Source organism: Hymenobacter sp. CRA2 (assembly GCF_002007105.1).
Classification (GTDB): Bacteria; Bacteroidota; Bacteroidia; order Cytophagales; family Hymenobacteraceae; genus Solirubrum.
In genome coordinates this window covers 50607-68805 of sequence record NZ_MVBC01000018.1, presented here as the reverse complement: position 1 = coordinate 68805, position 18199 = coordinate 50607, and the positions used below count along the sequence as shown (strand labels likewise).

15 protein-coding genes are annotated in these 18199 nt (G+C 64.1%); 7 read left to right on the top strand and 8 right to left on the bottom strand.

From position 1 onward, the window contains the following. Positions 1–8: 8 nt before the first annotated feature. From B0919_RS21805 to B0919_RS21785, 5 genes are all read right to left on the bottom strand, one after another. Positions 9–1343, bottom strand: a complete 1335-nt coding sequence (locus B0919_RS21805; RefSeq protein WP_078014420.1) for a DUF4178 domain-containing protein — start codon at positions 1341–1343, stop codon at positions 9–11. After that, positions 1340–1696 (bottom strand): S-adenosylmethionine decarboxylase family protein, encoded by a 357-nt coding sequence (locus B0919_RS21800; protein ID WP_078014419.1) that lies wholly within the window; start codon positions 1694–1696, stop codon positions 1340–1342. The genes B0919_RS21805 and B0919_RS21800 overlap by 4 nt, the downstream gene beginning before the upstream one ends. Positions 1697–1823: 127 nt before the next feature. Next, positions 1824–2921, bottom strand: a complete 1098-nt coding sequence (locus B0919_RS21795; protein WP_078014418.1) for a porin — start codon at positions 2919–2921, stop codon at positions 1824–1826. 250 nt (positions 2922–3171) lie between these two features. Then, the gene (locus B0919_RS21790) at positions 3172–3846 is read right to left on the bottom strand and encodes a response regulator transcription factor (protein WP_078014417.1); all 675 of its coding nucleotides are present in this window, start codon (positions 3844–3846) and stop codon (positions 3172–3174) included. A 194-nt stretch (positions 3847–4040) separates the two neighbouring features. Further along, a complete protein-coding gene (locus B0919_RS21785) occupies positions 4041–5492 on the bottom strand; it encodes a sensor histidine kinase (RefSeq protein WP_078014416.1) in 1452 nt (483 codons plus the stop codon). 156 nt (positions 5493–5648) lie between these two features. Between B0919_RS21785 and B0919_RS21780 the strand changes: the two genes are divergently transcribed. The 4 genes from B0919_RS21780 (at position 5649) to B0919_RS21765 (ending at position 10269) form a co-directional block, all read left to right on the top strand. Beyond that, positions 5649–6479 (top strand): GLPGLI family protein, encoded by an 831-nt coding sequence (locus B0919_RS21780; RefSeq protein ID WP_078014415.1) that lies wholly within the window; start codon positions 5649–5651, stop codon positions 6477–6479. A gap of 139 nt (positions 6480–6618) precedes the next feature. Next, positions 6619–9489: an outer membrane beta-barrel family protein gene (locus B0919_RS21775; RefSeq protein WP_078014414.1), complete on the top strand. Its 2871-nt coding sequence runs from the start codon at positions 6619–6621 to the stop codon at positions 9487–9489. 153 nt (positions 9490–9642) lie between these two features. Further along, positions 9643–9840 (top strand): hypothetical protein, encoded by a 198-nt coding sequence (locus tag B0919_RS21770; RefSeq protein ID WP_078014413.1) that lies wholly within the window; start codon positions 9643–9645, stop codon positions 9838–9840. 201 nt (positions 9841–10041) lie between these two features. Beyond that, positions 10042–10269 (top strand): DUF2892 domain-containing protein, encoded by a 228-nt coding sequence (locus B0919_RS21765; protein WP_176133173.1) that lies wholly within the window; start codon positions 10042–10044, stop codon positions 10267–10269. Positions 10270–10361: 92 nt separating this feature from the next. Here B0919_RS21765 and B0919_RS21760 read toward each other — a convergent pair whose 3' ends face one another. Further along, complete coding sequence (locus B0919_RS21760) at positions 10362–10910, bottom strand: hypothetical protein (protein WP_078014411.1); 549 nt, start codon at positions 10908–10910, stop codon at positions 10362–10364. A gap of 203 nt (positions 10911–11113) precedes the next feature. Between B0919_RS21760 and B0919_RS21755 the strand changes: the two genes are divergently transcribed. The 3 genes from B0919_RS21755 to B0919_RS21745 all read left to right on the top strand — a co-directional run bounded on the left by B0919_RS21755 (position 11114) and on the right by B0919_RS21745 (position 13723). Beyond that, positions 11114–11956, top strand: a complete 843-nt coding sequence (locus B0919_RS21755) for an alpha/beta fold hydrolase (RefSeq protein ID WP_078014410.1) — start codon at positions 11114–11116, stop codon at positions 11954–11956. Between the two features lie 190 nt (positions 11957–12146). Next, positions 12147–12902 (top strand): PD-(D/E)XK nuclease-like domain-containing protein, encoded by a 756-nt coding sequence (locus B0919_RS21750; RefSeq protein ID WP_078014409.1) that lies wholly within the window; start codon positions 12147–12149, stop codon positions 12900–12902. A 71-nt stretch (positions 12903–12973) separates the two neighbouring features. Beyond that, on the top strand, positions 12974–13723 hold the full coding sequence (locus tag B0919_RS21745) for a superoxide dismutase (protein ID WP_078014408.1): 750 nt from the start codon (positions 12974–12976) through the stop codon (positions 13721–13723). Between the two features lie 275 nt (positions 13724–13998). Here B0919_RS21745 and B0919_RS21740 read toward each other — a convergent pair whose 3' ends face one another. Further along, positions 13999–15552, bottom strand: coding sequence for a PepSY-associated TM helix domain-containing protein (locus B0919_RS21740; protein WP_078014407.1), 1554 nt, complete (start codon positions 15550–15552; stop codon positions 13999–14001). Between the two features lie 201 nt (positions 15553–15753). Then, entirely contained in the window at positions 15754–18171 is a 2418-nt protein-coding gene (locus B0919_RS21735) for a TonB-dependent receptor (protein ID WP_078014406.1), read from the bottom strand. Positions 18172–18199 lie beyond the last annotated feature (28 nt).

Below are 18199 nucleotides of genomic sequence, written 5' to 3'. Positions count from 1 at the left end.
AGGCGGGCTTATTCGTTGTCGTTTTCCTGGGGGCCGTAGTCGCTGTTGGTCCAGCGGCTGCTTTCGTGGTAGCCGCGGCGGATGAACTGCAAGACGGGGAAGACCAGCAGCAGGGCTATCAGCAGCAGCAGGTTGGACTGCAACACCGGGTGCTCGGTCACGCTGAGCTGGCCGGATAGGCTCGTGGTGTTTTCGGACTGCGGATAAAGATTCAGGTGGTAGCGCCCGGCCGGCACTTGCGCCAGGGTCGCGTCGGCGTTCATGCTGCCCTCGCTCCAGCTTTCCCCGCCCTCGTAGCCGTGGTAGTACTCGAAGGTCTTGGTGAATTCGTAGCCCTGGCCGGTTTGCTCGTTCACCATGCTCACCGGCAGCTCCAGCCACTGGTTGTCCAGTCCCACGTGCATGTCGAAGTACAGGGCCGTGGGGCCATTCACCGTAAATGAAGGCGTGACGAGTACCTGGCTTTGGCCCAGTACATCCTTGGCCGCCAGGTTCTGCTCCGTGGCGAAGTTGTATTGCAGCAACGTGTTCGGCGAATACACCGAACTAAGCAGTATCTGCAGCACGATGGCTACCAGCGCCAGCCCGAAGCTGATGTAGAGCAGGGGCTGCCACGTATCCTCGCCGGGCGCGGGCTCGATGGCCCCGGTGCCGTTGGGCGGCGGCAGCGTGCCCGCGGGCAGATTGAACGCCGTGGCCACCTGCTTGCGCGTCATGTACTCGGCCAGGTACCAGGAGGCGTGTGCGTCCCCCTTGGCCTTTTCCTCGACCAGCATGTAGGGAGGGTCGATGTGCTCGGTTACCTCCAGCTTTTCATCCTCCCGGATGTCGTAGTCGAACTCGCCCACGGCGTACCAGACCACGGGCGAGTACTTGTTGTAAATGCGGTAGTCCTGGTCGCCCACGGCCACGTAAGCACTGCGGGAGGTCGGGAATTGAACCTTGTAGAGCTGCTTGGTAGGGCGGATAAACGACCAATGGAAGTCGTACACGGCCAGCTGCGCGTAGGTGGCCGGCGGGCAAAACAGCACGTACTCGCCCCAGTGGTAGGCGCGGGAGGCGGCTTCGGCGCGCGCCGAGTAGCCTACCACCCGGTAGGTCTGGCCGTCGGGCATCAGGCCGGTGGCGCCCAGCGGAATGAGCTGAGGCTGGAATTCGGGCCCGGCCTGGAACTTGCCGAGGAGGCGCGGCGGCTTGGGGTCTTCGTACTCGAAGTACGAGTGGCACTGCGGACAGGCGTAGTGCGTGCTGTTCTCGACGTCGTAGTACGTGATGCGGTGCTGGCACTGTGGGCATTCCAGCTCGGCCGAATTGGCGGTGGGTAGCGTAGCGGTTTCGCTCATCGGCGCACTTCCGTTAGGCTCTGCTCGCGGCCTCCGAAGAAGGCCAGAGTGGCCGCGTACAGCTGCCGGACGGTGGCCGAGTTGTCGCGACGGTAATTGGAGAGAAACACGTCGAAGGTGGCCAGGCCGTACTCCGGCCAGGTGTGGATGCTCAGGTGCGACTCGGTGAGGGCCACCACCGCCGTGAAGCCGCCGCTGCCGGGGAAGCTGTGGTAGGCTTCGCCTACTTTGCTGAGGCCGTGCTGGCTGATTTGCTCATCGAAAAACGCCTGGCAGGCCGCCGCATCCGTCAGCGGGGCCGGGGACGCGGTGAACGTGGCCAGCACGTGCAGGCCGGGGGTATAAGAGTGCATCGGATAAAAAGACGGGCCCGGACCCGGTAAAAGGCGCCGGGCAGTAGCGGCTACTTCTTCAAAACTACGCAGCTCGGGGCAGACGCCCAAGCCGCCTACAGCGCGGCAACGGGGCAATGCCGCTGGCTTAAAAACTCAGCGCGACGCTGCTGGTAACGTTGGCGTATCGGGTGGTGGGCTGCTCGGCGTCGTTGGCAAACGGCCGGTTGGGGCTGCGCAGCACCCGCCCTTCCACGCGCACCAGCACGTTGGCGGCGGGGGCGTAATCTACGTTCACCGAGCCACCGCCGACGCGAAAATCGGCGTCGGTAGGTAAGGGCGAAAGACTGCGGATGACGACGCCCCGCTCGGCCCGGTAGAACTCATAGCGGGCCGCAGCCGCCCACTTCGGGCTGAACTGGTAGCGGGCCAAGGCGGTGCCCGCGTACCAGGTATCGGTGCCGCGCTGGCCCGCCGAACGTTGCTGCGCGCCCACGTCGAAGACGGCGGCGAGGCTGAGCCGGTCGGTGGCGGCGTAGCTGAGGTACAAGTCGTGGAAGTAGCGGCGGCGCCGGGCGGAGTCGCGGGGCTGCTCGTTGCCGTAGAAGCTGCTGGAGTTGAGCAGGAGCTTGTCGGTGGGCTTCCACTGCAGTTGCCAGCCCAGGGCTTTGGCGCGGTTGGTCTCGCGCAGGTTCTGCCAGCCGTTGAGCACCAGCCCGGTCAGCGTCAGCTTAGGTCCGACCTCGTAGCTGAGGCGGGCGCCGCTTTCGTAGTAGGGCGAGTTTTCGGCCATGATGGAGCGCGTGAGCGTCCAGTTGTCCTTGCTCAGGGCCGACTCGAAGCCGATGTGGGAAGAGAAGATGCCCACATCCAGCCAGGCCTTGTGGAAGGGCCGGAAGCCGGCGTAAGCTTCGTACACGTGCCGGAGCACCGCGGGCTCGGCGGCGTAGTTGGCTTCCACGTAGGTCCCCGTGTGCAGCGCCACGGCCCCGCGCACCCGCTCGTCCTGGTAGCGCAGGCCCAGCACGACGTTGTTGAGGGCAAACTCGTTGGCGCGGCTGTGCGAGTACAAAAAGCCCGGCCGCGTCTGGCTCTGGCCGGTGAAGTCGTAGCCGTAGTAGCCATCCACGAAGCCGTACCCCGTCAGCGGCTTTGTCGCCGTTGTGGCGGCAGAGTCGGCGGTGGTTTGGGCGGCCAGCAGGGTTGGGGACAGGGCGGCTAGTCCCAGAAGCAGCAAGGTTTTCATCGGCGCTAATCAGCCGCGCCGCTGCCAACCAACCCGGTTGAGCCCGGCGCGTGCGGTTCCGCAAGTCAACCTGCGGGCCGAATCAGTATCAGAGTAGTGTTAGTGCTTTACTGCGTTGATAATGAGTGGATAAAATTATGGCGTGCCGTTTGCCTGTCATCCTGGGCTTTCAAAACGGCAAGTCGTCGTTGCCACTTTGGAAGGGTACGGCCTGCGGCTAGAGGCTTCGGAGCAGACCAATGCCTCAACCCTACAGCATCAGCTTGTAGCCGATGCCGCGCACGTTCACAATCTGCACCTGGGGGTCGTCCTTGAGGTAGCGGCGCAGGCGCGTGATAAACACGTCGAGGCTGCGGCCGTTGAAAAAGTTGTCGTCGCCCCACAGCTCCCGCAGCACCGTGGCGCGTTCCAGTACCTGGTTGCGCTGGTCGTAGAGGCACTTGAGCAGCTCGGCTTCGCGGTGGGTGAGTTGCTCCTCGCGGCCCTGCCGGTGCAGGCGCTGCTTGGGGTGGTCGAAGCGGTACTGGCCGATGCTGAGGACGCCGGCAGGGGCGGCCGCCGGCGCCGCCTGGCCCAGCCGGGCCCGAATGCGCACAATCAGCTCGTCCATGCTGAAGGGCTTCTTCAGGTAGTCATTGCCGCCCAGCTCAAAGCCGCGCACCACGTCGGCGGGCTGCCCGCGGGCCGTGAGGAAGATGATGGGCACCGCGGGGTTGTCGCGCCGGATCTGCTCGGCCAGCGAAAAACCGTCCAGCTTGGGCATCATCACGTCGGCCACCACGATGTCGGGGCACTGCTGGCGAAACAGCGCCAGGCCCTCCTGCCCGTCGGCGGCGTAGCGCACCTCGAAGCCGCGCACTTCCAGGCTGTCTTTCACAATCATGGCCAGGGCCGGTTCGTCTTCGACGAGGAGGATGGAAGGCATGGGGAAGGAATTCGGATCTGGAAGTGGTAGAGGAAACTTTAAGGTCGTCATGTCGAGCGCAGCCGAGGTATCTCGCCGGATAGTATTGTCATGCTGAGCTTGCCGAAGCATGACGTCCTTTTCCGCTGCCAACCTCAGCACGCGAGATGTCTCGGCTGCGCTCGACATGACGTTCTACTAAACCCAATTTTAATTTAAGCCGGCAGCCACAAACTGAATTCGCTGCCGCGGTTTGGCTCGCTGCGCACAGCGATGTGTCCGCCGTGGCGCTCCACCACCTGCCGCACGTAGTACAGGCCCAGGCCAAAGCCCTTGACGGGGTGCAGGTCGCCGGTGGGCACGCGGAAAAACCGGTCGAAGATGGCCTCCTGGTAGCTCCTGGGAATACCGATGCCGTCGTCCTGCACGGTGAGACGCCAGCCGGTTTCGTCGCGGCGGCCGCGAATGGCAATGGTCACCTGCTCGCGTGAGTACTTGATGGCATTGTCGATGAGGTTGTTGATGACGTTGCCCACGTGCAGGCGGTCCAGCGGCACGGCGCCATCCTCAGCCACATCCACCTCAAAATGCACCGGCTTGGCGGCCTTGAGCTGGTGACGCTGCACCAGCTCCTGCACCAGCTCGGCGGGGCGCACCGGCTCGGGGTTGATTTGCAGGGCCTGCCGCTCCTCCACGGCGATGTTGAGCACCTTCTCCACCAGGTCGGAGAGGCGCTGCAGCTCGTTGCGCGAGATGCTCAGGTAGGTCTGCGCCTTTTGCGGGTCGTTGAGGGCGCCGAAGTGCTGCATGGCTTCCACCGCCGCCGACACCGTGGCCAGCGGGGTCTTCAGCTCGTGGGTCATGTTGTTGATGAAGTCGTTCTTGACGTCGGCCAGCTTCTTTTGGCGCAGGATGGTGTTCAGCATCAGCACGAAGCAGCCGGTGGTGAGGCCCAGCAGCAGCACCGAACCGGTCAGCAGCCCGCCCATGCGCCGCAAAATGTAGAACGTGGGCGGCCGAAACGCCGCCTGCACCTGCCACTCGCCGTCGAAATCCAGGGCGAGCAGGCGTACGGGTTGGGTTCGAAGGCTATACGAGGCCGGCGCATCCAGCTCGGGGCCGTGGCCGGCGGTGGGGCGCAGCATATTCACGGTATCCAGCACAAAGTCGCCTTCGGTGTCGCGGCGGCGCAACTCGGCGCGGTAATCGGCCGCCAGCTGCCGCAGGTCTACTTCGGGTGGCTTGCCGCCGTTGTGCCGGCGCAGCCCCAGACTCAGGCGGCTCCTCCGAGCGGTGTCGGGCCGGTGGTTGCGGATGATGATGCGCTCAATGCCGGATTTGGACGCGTCCAGAGCATCAGGCGAGTTGGTTTTGGGCACAATCACCACGCGGTCCGCCGAATCTTCTTCGGTGGCTGGCCCGGTGCGGACCAGCGTGTCGCCGTTGATTTGAATCCGAAACTTAGGGTAGCCGGCCTGGGCAAACTGCCGGCGCAGGGCCACTGCCTGCTGCCGCAGCACCACGGCCTGCAGGGCCTCGTTGGTGGTGCGGCTGAATTGGGCGTTGGTCAGCTCATAGGTGTTGTAGAGCCAGTACGCCTGAAAGCCGTTGATGCCCAGAATACAGGCCGCCATAAGCCAGAAGATGATGCGGATGCGGCGTTTCATAGGCGGCGGAAAGGGAGACGTTGTGCCGACGAAAATACGACCCCGATTGCGGCCTGATGCGGCCGTTAACACTGTTTAACACAAGATAACAGTGCTTTACATGCCATTGGCGGTGCTTTGTGACCATCAATTAACGCCCAACTTTCCAAGCCCGCCATGAAAGCCCTCCTGACCACCTTATTCCTGGTTCTGTTGCTCATCACCGGCCTGAGCGTGGTGCAGCACCTGCACGCGCAGACTGCCGGCCGCATCAGCTACGAAGGCTCGCGCCGCATCGACCCCAACCAGCTGCGCATCATCGTCAACGGTCAGCAGGTGCGCCCCGGCTCCCCCGAATGGCCGGCCGACGTGCCCGACGTACGCACCTTCGGGCAGACGCTCACCTTCGCCGGCGACTACGGCAAGGAAGCCCAGGAAAGCAACAGCGGCGCGATGATGCGCGTGACCGTAGCTGGCGGTGAAGGCGGGGCCGGTATGCGCGCTCCGCAGACCACCAACCTCGGCCGGCCTTTCGAGGAAGCCGTCTACCTCAACCAGAAGGAGCGCACCTACGCCACCGTGGTAGCCCTGAAAAAGGACAACCAAACCACCGAGTACCGCAGCGACGTGCCCTTCGCCAAGGCCGAAGGCTGGCAGTGGACGGATCAGACCAAGAAAATTGCCGGCTACACCTGCCGCAAAGCCACCGTGCCCTACCGCAAGGAAACCTACACCGTGTGGGTGACCACTGAGTTGCCCTTCACCTACTCGCCCATCAAGGAGTTGATGCCCGATAAGGGCGTGGTGCTGGCCGTGGAAGGCTCGCAGGAGCAGTTTCGGGCCTCGAAAGTCGACCTGAAAGCTCCCGTGCAGGAGGCCGACGTGCGCCCCACGGCCCAGGCTCAGGTAGTGACGGCCGCCCAGCTGCAGGACCTGCGCGAAAAAGCCCGGGCCGACTTCCGCCAGCGCATGATGGAAAACTTCGAAGGCCGCGGCGCCACCAACTAAAACGGCCTTACCACCTGGCCCTTTCCTGGCATGGAAGGGCCCCAAAAATCAGCGCGGGCCGCGACGCCCGGAGTGAAGTGAAAGGCTGGTTTTGGGCCGCTCCCGCGGGGAGGGGCCAGGGGTGAGGTTTGCCCAACTTATGCGCTACCTGTTACTCATTCTCGTTTTGCTCGGCGTCGGGGTGCTGACCGCCCAGGCCCAGCAACCCGCGGCCCCCACGCGCAGCGGCGGCAACGGCCAGATCCTGGGCGCCGTGGCCGATTCGCTGAGCGGCAAAGAGCTGCGCGAGGCCTCGGTGTCGCTGCTGGCGGCCCGCGACTCCTCGTACCTGACCTTCACTATCACCGACGGCGACGGCCGCTTCACGCTGCGCAACGTGGCGCCGGGCCGCTACTTTCTGCTGCTGACCTTTCTGGGCTACAAAAGCAAGCTGCTGCCCGTCAGCCTGACGGCCGCGGCGCCCACGGCCGAGCTCGGCACGCTGCGCCTGCGGCCCGTGGCCCAGACGCTGGGCGAAGTGGTGGTGCAGCAGGAGCGCGCCCCGGTGTCGGTGCAGGGCGATACGCTGGCCTTCAACGCCCGCGCCTTCAAAACCCAGCCCAACGCCGCCGTAGAATCCCTGCTCAAGAAGCTGCCCGGCGTGCAGGTCGACCGCGACGGCACCATCCGCGCCCAGGGCCAGACGGTGCAGCGCGTGCTCGTCGACGGCAAGCCCTTCTTTGGCGACGACCCCAAGATGGCCACCCGCAACCTGCCGGCCAACATCATCGACCAGGTGCAGCTCTACAACCAACAGAGCGACCAGGCCGCCTTTTCGGGCATCGACGACGGCCAGCAGCAGAAAACCATCAACCTCGTCACCAAGCGCGACAAGCGCAAGGGCTACTTCGGCACTGAATCCCTCGGCGCCGGTACCGACGGGCGCTACCGCGCGCAGCTGGGCCTGAACCGCTTCAACAACGGCCGGCAGATTTCAGCCCTGGGCCAAGCTAATAACCTGAACCAGCAAGGCTTCAGCGACAATGGTGGCCCTGCGGCCAGTGACCTGAGCAACGGCCCCAGCGCCAATACCGGCAGCCTGCCCGGCGGTTTCGGCGGCGTGGGCGGGCCGGGCGGCGGTGGCCCCGTGATGGTGATGCAGGGCGGCCGGGGCGGCGGGAGCAGCCTGGGCAGCGGCGGCAACAACCAGCCCAACGGCATCACCGAATCCTTGGCCGGCGGGCTGAACTACCGCGACGCCTGGGGCAAGCGCGCCGAGGTGGCCACCAGCTACCTGGCCTCGCGCAGCACCCAGCGGACCGAGCAGCTCAGCCGCCGCGAAAACGTGGTGGGCGCTGCCTCCGGCACCGGCGAGGCCACCCCACCGCTCGTCACCGACCAGCAAGCCGCGGCCCGCACCCGCACGCTCAGCCAGCGCCTCAACTTCCGCCTCGACTACAAGCTCGACTCGCTCACCTCACTGCGCTTTACGCCCGCGCTGTGGTGGCAGAGCACCGACCAGCTGCGCACCAGCGCCCAGCAGTCGGCCGTGAATGGGCGCCTGCTCAACCAGAGCCTGAGCCGCTACGAGGCCTCGGCCGATAACCTCTGGGGCAACGGTAGCCTGCTGCTGATGCGCAAGTTTGCCAAGCCCGGCCGCACGCTCTCGGCCAACCTGAGCGCGGTGCTCAACAACCAGGACGGCACCGCCTTCAACCAGGCCGATAACACCTTCTTCGCCGCCGACGGCACCGTGCGTACCACCGGCCTCAACCAGCGTATCGGCCAGGACTACCCGGCCCGCACCCAGGCACTGAACCTGGCCTACGTGGAGCCGTTGAGCCTGCAGCAGAAGCTGGAATTCCACTACAACGCCGCCGACAGCCGCAGCCGCGCCGCCCGCGAGGTAGCCGATTTCGACGAGGGCACTGCTGGCTACGACTTGGCCAACGCCGCCTTGAGCAACCGCTTCAGCAGCCGCTTCCAGACCCAGCGCGCCGGCCTGACCTGGCAAACGCGCCGCCTACGCTACGGCTACGCCCTCGGCCTCGACGCCCAGCAGTCCACCCTCGGCGTGGACAACCAAAGCGCTGACACCAGCCTCGCGCGCCGCTACCGCACACTGCTGCCCAACGGCATGTTTACCTGGAACGGCTCGCGCAGCCGCACCCTGCGCCTGAACTACCGCACCCGCCTGCAGGCGCCCACCGCCACCCAGCTGCAACCCGTAGCCGACAACACCAACCCGCTGAGCGTGCGCCTGGGCAACCCCGCGCTGCGCCCCGAGTACTATCACACGCTCTCGGCCACCTACCAGCAGTTCAGCGCCGTGAATAACCGCAGCGTGTTCGGCATGCTCAGCGCCAACGAGGTGCAGAACCGCATCGTGTCCTCGACCACCTTTGACGCCCGCGGCGTGCAAACCACCCGCCCCGTCAACGCCGACGGTTACCGCACGCTCAACGGCTTCCTCTCGCTGGGCCAGCGCTTGGGCTGGCACAAGCTGAACCTGAACCTGACCACCAACGCCAACCTCACCCGCAGCCGCAGCCTGGTGAACGAGCAGTGGAACGAGGCCCGCAACTGGAGCCTGGGCCAGGGCCTGGGCGTGAACACCGCTTTCAACGACCAGCTGGAATTCGGCCTCTCCGCCAATACCACCTACCAGGACGCGCACTACGCCCTGCTGCCCCAGCAAAACACCGCGTACTGGACGCACACGCTGGAAGCCGACCTGTACTACCAGCTACCGGGCCGTTGGGTGGTCAGCAGCGACCTGTGGCTGACGCGCTACGCCGGCCGCGCGGCGGGCTACAACCAGGGCGTGGCCCTGTGGAACGTAGCCCTGGCCCGGCAGCTATTCAAGAACAAGCAGGGCGAGCTAAAGCTGCAGGCCTATGACCTGCTCAAGCAAAACCGCAGCGTGGTGCGCAACGTCACCGATACCTACCTGGAAGACGTGCGCAGCAAGGTACTCGCGCGCTACTTTCTGCTGAGCTTTACTTACAACGTGCGGCAGTTTGGAAAATAATTATATGCGGGATAAATAATTGATTTTGTGTTTTTTATATGTTAATGGGGCTTGAGCTTGGCAGCAGCTGAACGATAAACAAGCCCCCGCTGCCGGCGTAAATAAAGCTGCGCCTGGCGCATTTCTCCAGGTTTTACCTTTACCCCTCACGTTATGAAACGCTTGATCTTATTGCCCGCCGTAGTGGTCTTGGCGCTGCTGAGCGCCTGCGGCAACGGCCAGAACAACCAGCAAAGCCAAAGTGGCTCGGAAGGTTCGGCTGGCGGCACCGCCGTCAGCCGCGACTCCACCAGCGCCAACGATGGCCCCGCGGCCAACAGCGAGGACAGGAAGATTGACCCGGAAGGGTAGGAGCACCACTCCAGCGGCACTACTAATAAACGGCAGCCGCGCCCGGTACCGAAGTCACCACGCGGTACGGAGCGCAGCTGCCGTTTCTGCGTTTCGCGGGTCTGAGGTAAGCTTCGTGGGTTTATTGTAAATGATTGATATATAATGCGAAATAAATCAGTAAATTACTGTAAGTGTTTCACCTCAAAGCCTGATACCGTCATGCACAAGAATCTAGGAAAGTCGGACCGCATCGTGCGGGGAGTACTGGGGCTGGTAATGATAGTCCTAGCTGCGTTGCCCTTTGAGGTGAGCTTTGCCGTTGACGTGCTGCTGTACCTGCTGGGCGGCGCGCTCCTGCTGACCGGTGCCTTGGGGTACTGCCCCATCTACGCCATCCTCGACATCTCAACTAACCCAGAGGACGAATCGGCGCAGTACTTCGAGTAGCTGCGCTTGCAAATGGTTGGCCCTGGGAATCTGAAAGCAACAGCGGCCCGGCGAATTTACTCGCCGGGCCGCTGTTGCTTTTTGCGCTGAGGTTATTTATCAGACAGCAGTTGCTGCACCTGCGCCTTTAGCTCGGCCAAAGAGCCGGTGTTGTGCAGTACCGCATCGTAATTGGCGTAATCGTCCAGCGCGGTTTCGCTGGGGTGCGCGTCGTCGCGGGTGCCGTCGCCGCGCTGGCGGAGCGGGTCGCCCTCCACGCGCCACACCACGCCGCCGCGCGCCCGGATGGCATCGGCTTCGTCGGGAAAGCGCAGGTCGGCCACGATGACGGGATGGTCGGTGGGCAAGCCTGCCATCAGCGCCTCAATCCAGATGGGGCCGCGCCAAGCGCGCAGGGCGGCGCCGACTTGCTGCAGCAGCTCGCCACGCGTAAGGCCATAGGTGGGAATCAGTTTGGCTTTGCCGGGCTGCGTGTAGTAAGGCGCAGGGGATTCGCCGCTGAGCACGGCGCACACGCCCTTGATGGCGTCGCCAAAGGAGCGGACTTCCCAGCTGCGGCCGGGCTGCAACTGCTGCACGAGGCGGGCAACAGTGTCTTTGCCGCTGCCTCGTTTTCCCGCCAAACCAATAAGCTGAATCATATCAAGAAGAAGTGGGGAACGTCGGGCCGTACCAAAGAACCGAGCCCGACCCGTGGGAAAGGGAGTTTTCGGGAAACAAAGCCACAAAGTTGCGCGATTCGGCCGAACTCCGGCGCGCCGCGGACGGCCGTATTCGAGGGCCGTGAGTGCAGATAAAAAGCAGCAACTTGAAGGCAGACCCAGAAACTGCACGCTCAGCGGAAATGACGAACTGGACCAGCGCCGTCTGTGAGGCCAACGGAATCAGGATTCACTATACCAGAACCGGCGCAGACAAACCGCCCGTGATTTTGCTGCACGGGCTGATGACCAATGGGCTATGCTGGAGCGGGCTGGCCCAGGCGCTGGAGCCGGAGTACGACGTCGTCATGCCGGATGCGCGGGGGCACGGCCAATCGAGTGTGCCCGACTATGGCTACCGGTACGAAGACCATGCAAGCGACATTGCCGGCTTGATTCATGCCCTGGAGCTTCCGCCGCCCTTTTTGCTTGGGCACTCCATGGGCGGCATGACGGCGGCCGTGGTGGCAAGTCGCAAATCCTGCCTGCTTCGGGGCCTGATCTTGGCTGATCCTACCTTTCTAAGCCCCAAAGTTCAGCGCGAGGTGCGCGATAGTGACGTGGCGGATCAGCACCGGAAGATGCTTGCCAAATCGTTGGAAGAAGTGGTGGCGGAAGCGCGGCGCCGACATCCCAACCGGTCAGAGGAAACGCTGGTGCTATTCGCGCGGGCCCGCCTGCAAACCAGCATGAGTGCCTTCGACGTGCTCACGCCCCCGAATCCCGAGTACAAGCAGCTCGTGCGTGAAATTGCCATTCCAGGCCTGCTCGTATTTGGGGATAAAGGCGTGGTTTCGGCGGCGGTGGCCGAAGAGCTACAGCACCTCAATGCAATGTTGCGGACCGAGCAGATTCAGGACGCCGGCCACACGCTGCACCTAGACCAGCCCGCACGCTTTGCGGCGCTCATCAAAAGCTTCCTGCGGTCAATCGAAGAGCTGCCGCCGCCCGGAGTTCGAGAAGGCCAGCCGGATGTTTGTGGCTAGCAATCCGGAAGCCCTGGAAACTCACTCTCATCCGTTGCGCCGATGAGCAGGGAGATTTTACCGCCGCATTCACCGAGTACTAGCAGGCTGGTAAGGAGCTGCTAGGCAACAGATTTTCTCGGTCGCCGCTCACGCAAATACCCCGCCCGCACAACCCGGCTGGCGCCGCCGTAGTACATTGCACAACGCTATGTCCGAAACAACACCGCCTGCCCCGTGGCGCCGGCCCGATCTGCTGCGCCTCACCTACGACGATTACCGCGCCCTGCCGGCCATTGCCAACTCCGACCTCTCGAAGCTGCGCGACGCGCTCAACGGCCGGCCGCGCCGTGAATCGGGTAGCTCGTCGGGGGCGCTGAGCTTCGGCACCGCCTTCCACACCGCCCTGCTCGAGCCCGAGCAGTACGTGCCCAGTTACCCCGCCGTCAACGACACGCTGGTGTGGTGGCTGGTGGAAGGCGTGCGCATGCGCGACGACCTGCGCCAGATGCTCGATCAGGGCGTGGCCGAGCCCAGCTGTATCTTCACCGAGCCTCTGACCAACACCATGTGCAAGCTGCGCGCCGACCTTGTCGTCGACGTGCCCGGCCAGCCCTACACCGTCGTCGACTTCAAGACCACGCTGGCCCGCGACTTCCAGCACTTTGTGGCCCAATGCTCCGGCTACGACTACGACCGGCAGGCCGCTTTCTACACCGATGCGCTGCATGCCGACCGCTTTATCCTCGTGGGCGTGCAGAAACTGCCCCCGCACCAGCTGTTCGTGTACGAAGTGCCGCCCTACATGCTGGAGGAAGGCCGGGCCAAGTACCTGCGCCTGTTGCGCCTGCTCGACCCCGAGAAAGTGCCCGACTACCTCAGCCCCGCCGTGCGCGACGTGGTGACGGAGCTGGGCCATACCCCGCCCGAGCAGGAAGACGAGGCCACGCCGCCCGCGGCGCAGTAGGCGCGGATATCGGGTTTTATCCCGTATTTGCCCGCTCGGCTCTTTCCATCTCCCTAGTTCACATTTCACCCATGCTGAAGCGAGATTTTCTGAAAAACGGCGTGCTGGCCGTGGTCGGCGCCCTGGTAAGCCCCGCCGTGCTGGCGGCCGCCCACGAAGAACGCCTGCTGCGCGAAGCCCGCGCCACGCCCATCGCGGACGGCCCCTTCACCCTGCCGCCGCTGCCTTACGCCTTCAATGCGCTGGAGCCCCACATCGACGCCAAGACGATGGAGATTCACCACGATGCGCACCACAAAACCTACGTCTCGAAACTGAACGAGGCGGTGAGCGGCAAGCCGGAGGAAAAGCTGAGCCTGGCGCAGCTCCTGGCCTCCGCCAGCAAGCAGCCCGATGCCATCCGCAATAACGCTGGCGGCCACTGGAATCACTCGTTTTTCTGGCAGCTGCTGGCCCAGAGGGGCGGCGGGCCGCCCACCGGCGAGCTGGCCGCGGCCATCACCAAAGACTTCGGCTCCTTCGACAAATTCAAGGAGGAATTCACCAAAGCCGCCACCGGCCGCTTCGGTTCCGGCTGGGCCTGGCTGATTCACGACCCGAAAGCCGGCAAGCTGGCCATTACCAGCACCCCCAACCAGGACAACCCGCTGATGGATTTGCCCGGTGTACAGCGCGGCACGCCCATCATCGGCCTCGATGTATGGGAGCACGCCTACTACCTCAAGTACCAGAACAAGCGCCCCGATTACGTGGCCGCCTTCTGGAACGTGGTGAACTGGTCGGAAGCCGGTAAGCGCTACGAAGCTGCCAAGAAAGGCTAGCGTCACCCCGTTGCTAAATAGCAAAAGCCGCTTTCTGGCCTCGGGAAGCGGCTTTTTTGCATATATACTCCCGGACAAAATCCCGCTGCTAAGTCCTCTGGACTAAAATCTAAGACTAGAGCTAGTTCCCCTCCTCAGCTGAGGAGGGGCTAGGGGTGGTTGACCAATCGTTGAACATCGTTTAGCATTAGCCTTTTAGCCCTAGTCTTTCAACCACCCCCAACCCCTCCTCAGCTGAGGAGGGGAGCTAGCCTTAGCTGAGGACAGCAACCAAGCTATTTTACTTTCGCAAACAGCCACAGGCCCAGCAGCGACACAGCCAGCACACCGGCCGCCGAGAGCATGGTCACCGCGTCGCGGATGTTCTTGCCCAGCGTGCCCACGCCGTGGTACTTGTGCAGAAAAGCAAAACTCAGCCCTTCGTAGCGGTCCGCGTTGTCGACGCGGGCGGCCAAGCGGCCGGTGGCAGGTTCCACGTACAGCGTGGTCTGGCTGGGCGTGGCGTAGGCCACTTTCATCACTGGCAGGCGCTTGTTGATGAAGCCGTACTCACCCTCGAAATGGTCAATTAGCGCGGTCTGCTCGATGGCGGGTAGTTGGTCGGCAGTTTCGCCGAGGAAGCTGTTGGCCAGGAACTGCGCGTACTGCGTGCTGCCTTCCGCGAGTGGCTCGCCGGTGGCCGCGCTGTAATACGTGACGGTCGCCGCCCGTACGGCTTCCACGGGCTGCCCGGTGCTGTTGCCGGCCTTGCCCTTTGGCCCGCTGGCGGGGCTTTTTTCGTCGGCGGGCAGCTGAAATACCTGGTAGTAGGCCTGCCCGTTGAGTTCGGCTAGCGCCACGTTTTGCACCTGTTCCCAGTTCAGCGGCAGCTGCGTCACATCGACGCCGAGCTGCCGGGCGGCCACGGCCGGTGCGTGCTGGTAGCGCAGCCGCTCGTCGGGCTCCAGCTTGCGCAGGGCGTGCCAGGCGCCGCTGAAGGCGAAAGTCAGCGTCACCAGCGACACGGCTAGACCGACCACTCGGTGGTTTTTGCGCAGCCACCCTATTTGGTCGCTGGCCTTGCGCGGCTGGCGGAAGCGGCGCCACATAAAGCCGTAGATGATCAGCCCGCTGAGCGTGGACACCATGATGACGGTTAGCAGCGTTACCATCACCAGCACGCGCACCGTGTTGTTGCCGATCAGCTCCAGCCACGACCAGGTGTGCAGCAGGCTGAACATGCGCAGGAAGGCGGCACGCGTCGGGTTGTTGAAGGTGGCCAGCCGGGCCGGCATCGTCTCCACGTACACCGTCAGGCCGTTGGGGGCCGCGAAGGTGATTTTCCAGACCGGCAGCAGGCGGTTGACGAACGGGTAGTCTTGGGTGAAGCCCGTTAGCCGCTCCGCCGACGTTACGCGGCTCGTGGAGTCCTGGGTGAAGTAACGCGCCAGCCGTTCGGCAAATCGGCGGTCGGCGTCCGGGCCCAGCTCAGTGCCGGTGCGGGCGCTGAAGTAGCGCGGCACGGCTGTGGGCGCTTCCAGGAGCAGCTGGTAAGCCGGCTGGCCCTCGAAGCGCACCAGCCGCACGTTGCGCAGGTGACTGATTTGGTGGTTTTGCAGCACCTGTTGCAAAGGAACGGCAGGACGGAAGGCCGGCGTAGGCGGCAAGGTCTCCTTGGCAATTTTGGGCCGCAGCCAGTTGCTCATCAGCGGGTGCGAAAGGCCGCTGAGCGTCCAGATGATGACGGGGATGACGGTGACAAGGCCCAGCAGCCGGTGCCAGCGGTACATGCGGCGCTGCACGGCCTGGCGAATGGGGCGGTGGGGTATGGTTTGTTCGATGGTTGGCATGGAAGCGAAAAGAGGGCGGGAGCAGAGGAAGTAGAGCTAAGGCTAGAGGTAGTCCCCCTCCTCAGCTGAGGAGGGGCCAGGGGTGGTTGATGAATCGTTGTACAACTTCCAGAACTAAATTTTCTAGCCTTTTAGCTCTGTTTTTCAACCACCCCCAACCCTTCCTCAGCTGAGGAGGGGAGCTAGTTCTAGCATTTGGAGCTACTTTTTACCAATGAAGTTGTACTGCAGGCCCACGCTCACGGTGCGGGGCGCGCCGGGCGTGTAAGTGCTGCGGTCGGTGGCGTTGTTGCCGCGGGTGGCGGCGGTGGCGTACAGCTCGTTGGTCACGTTGAGCACGTTCACGAAGACCTCCACGGTTTCGCGCCAGCTGTAGCCGGTGCGCATATTCAGCACGCTGACTCCGCGGGCCCCGAACAGGCCCCGGTCGTCGTAGCGCACCTGGTTGATCTGGTCCTGATACCAGGCACTGATGCGTTGGTACTCAGCCGCCACGCGCAGGCCGGGGAGCCACTGCGGCTTGTAGGTCAGTTCGGTATTGGCCACCCAGTACGGAGCCTGCGGCATCTGCTTGCCGTTGGCGTTTTGCACGGCGTCGGAGGCCTTGGTACTCAGCACGAACTCCTCGAAACGGTGCACAGCGTTGGTGCCCCCGAAGCGAAACAGCAGCTCCGGCGTCGGGCGGTACGTGAGGCCGTATTCCACGCCGCGGTGCAGGGTTTTGCCGGCGCTCTGGTAGTCGGTAGAGTTGTCGGGCTGGCGGATGCTCAGCAGCTCGTTGCGGCCGTCCAGCTGGTACAGGGCCACGTCGAGGTACACCTTGCCCGCGAGCAACGACACCCAGCCGCCCACTTCCTTGTTGTAGAAGCGCGCCGGCCGCAGGTTGTAGTAGAAATCGGCCGGCACGCTCACGCCGCCCGTAGTGACACCGGTGCCGGGCCGCTTGCGGAAGATGGACGTGAGGCCGGGCGGCGAAAAGCCCTGCGAGTAGTTGGCATACACGCCGCGGCCCTTGCCCAGGTCATAGGTCAGGCCCGCTTTCGGGGTGGCCTGCTGGTACACCTTCGCGCCCACCGACTCGTCCAGGTAGTTGTGGTAATCGAAGGCCAGCCGGTCGAAGCGGCCGCCCAGCGTGAGCTGCAGCTGCGGCAGGGCGCCGATGGGATGCAGGTCGAACTGCGCGTACACGGCCGCGTTGCGCAGATCCGTGTCGTAATCGGCAATGGGCAAGTCGGGCCGGTCGGCCAGCACGGTATACTGCGCCACCGATTTTCCGCCCGGCCGCAGCTGGGCCGCCAGGTCTATCTGGTGGGCGTCGTAGCGGGTAGGGGAGTAGTCGAAGCTGGCCCCGCCGAGTAAGTGCGAGTTCAGCCAAGCGAACCGCACGCTGTGCTGGGCCAGCAGGCCGTAGCTGCGGAAGGCATTGACGTTGACCTCGCCCTTGGCCTTGCTGGGGTCGTTCGTGGCCGAGGGCGTCGGGTTCCAGCGGATGCCGTAGCTCGGGTTCTGGCCCACGCTGTTGTCGCGGAAGTAAGCTGTAAGCGTGCTGACATTCTGCGCGTTCCACTGCTGCTCGGCCGTGAGGCGGGCCCGCAGCGCGTAGGTTTTGCGGTAAGTGAAGTCCGAGGTCGACGAGTACTCACGCCGGTAGTAGGCCACGCTGTCGATGCTGCTGCTGGTCTGCGAGTCGTAGTTGTTGTACGAGGCGGCGGCCGTCAGCCGGGTGCGCTCGGTCAGGGCATATCCCACCCGCCCGTTCACCGACTGCTTATTGTAATCCGACGAGGCTAGCCAGGAGTCGCGCTGCCGCGCCACGTAGCCGCTCACGTAAGCCCCGAGCTTCGGCGTAACCATGCCCCCGCCGCCGAACTGCACCCGGCGGTAGCCGTACTGGTCGCCCTGCACGCCCAGGCTGGCCGTGGGCACGCTGGTCGGGCGCTTGGTCAGCACGTTCACGGCCCCGCCCACGGCCTCCGGCCCGTACAGCGACGAAGCCGGGCCTTTCACTACTTCGATGGAGTTGATGGCCAGCGGGTTTGTCTCCAGCAGGGCGTTGTGGTTGAACACGCCCATGGGCCGCAGCGGTACGCCGTCTTCCAGGTACAGAAAGTAGGCATTGGTGCCGAAGGGCTGCCGAATGCCCATGGCGTGCTGCTCGTTGCCGTAGTTGAGCATCACCACGCCCGGCACCTTGTTGATGAGCTCCACCAGCAAGGTCGGCTTGGTGTCCTGAATGACGGTTGGGGAGAGTTTGCTGATGGCCACCGGGGCCTCGGTGCGCAGCTGCGCCTCGCGCGAGGCCGTCACCACCACCGTCTGCAAATCCTGCACGGCCGGGGCCAGCGCCACGCGCAGGGCGGTGCCGTCGGTGGGTACCGCTAAGGTTTGCGGCTGGTAGCCCACGGCCGTCACTACCAGCTGCGAAGCAGTGGTGGCAAGGGTAAACTGCCCGGTGCCGTTGGTGGCGGTGCCCAGCTGGCCGTCGGCCGTGCGCACGGTAGCGCCAATGAGGGGTTCTTTGGTCGTGGCGTCGAACACGCGCCCCGAGAGGCTACGCTGCGCCCAGGCTGCCTGCCCCGCCCCCACAAGGGCCAGCAACAGCGGTAAAGCTTTCTTCACTGATTTACAGGCTGATTGAAGGCAAGCT

Bases quoted from the DNA above. Each gene is read 5' to 3' on its own strand.
- B0919_RS21780 (WP_078014415.1), top strand. From the start codon at position 5,649: ATGAAAGCCCTCCTGACCACCTTATTCCTGGTTCTGTTGCTCATCACC.
- B0919_RS21785 (WP_078014416.1), bottom strand. From the start codon at position 5,492: ATGAAACGCCGCATCCGCATCATCTTCTGGCTTATGGCGGCCTGTATT.
- B0919_RS21750 (WP_078014409.1), top strand. From the start codon at position 12,147: ATGTCCGAAACAACACCGCCTGCCCCGTGGCGCCGGCCCGATCTGCTG.
- B0919_RS21765 (WP_176133173.1), top strand. From the start codon at position 10,042: ATGCACAAGAATCTAGGAAAGTCGGACCGCATCGTGCGGGGAGTACTG.
- B0919_RS21770 (WP_078014413.1), top strand. From the start codon at position 9,643: ATGAAACGCTTGATCTTATTGCCCGCCGTAGTGGTCTTGGCGCTGCTG.
- B0919_RS21795 (WP_078014418.1), bottom strand. From the start codon at position 2,921: ATGAAAACCTTGCTGCTTCTGGGACTAGCCGCCCTGTCCCCAACCCTG.
- B0919_RS21760 (WP_078014411.1), bottom strand. From the start codon at position 10,910: ATGATTCAGCTTATTGGTTTGGCGGGAAAACGAGGCAGCGGCAAAGAC.
- B0919_RS21745 (WP_078014408.1), top strand. From the start codon at position 12,974: ATGCTGAAGCGAGATTTTCTGAAAAACGGCGTGCTGGCCGTGGTCGGC.
- B0919_RS21800 (WP_078014419.1), bottom strand. From the start codon at position 1,696: ATGCACTCTTATACCCCCGGCCTGCACGTGCTGGCCACGTTCACCGCG.
- B0919_RS21805 (WP_078014420.1), bottom strand. From the start codon at position 1,343: ATGAGCGAAACCGCTACGCTACCCACCGCCAATTCGGCCGAGCTGGAA.
- B0919_RS21775 (WP_078014414.1), top strand. From the start codon at position 6,619: ATGCGCTACCTGTTACTCATTCTCGTTTTGCTCGGCGTCGGGGTGCTG.
- B0919_RS21755 (WP_078014410.1), top strand. From the start codon at position 11,114: ATGACGAACTGGACCAGCGCCGTCTGTGAGGCCAACGGAATCAGGATT.
- B0919_RS21740 (WP_078014407.1), bottom strand. From the start codon at position 15,552: ATGCCAACCATCGAACAAACCATACCCCACCGCCCCATTCGCCAGGCC.
- B0919_RS21790 (WP_078014417.1), bottom strand. From the start codon at position 3,846: ATGCCTTCCATCCTCCTCGTCGAAGACGAACCGGCCCTGGCCATGATT.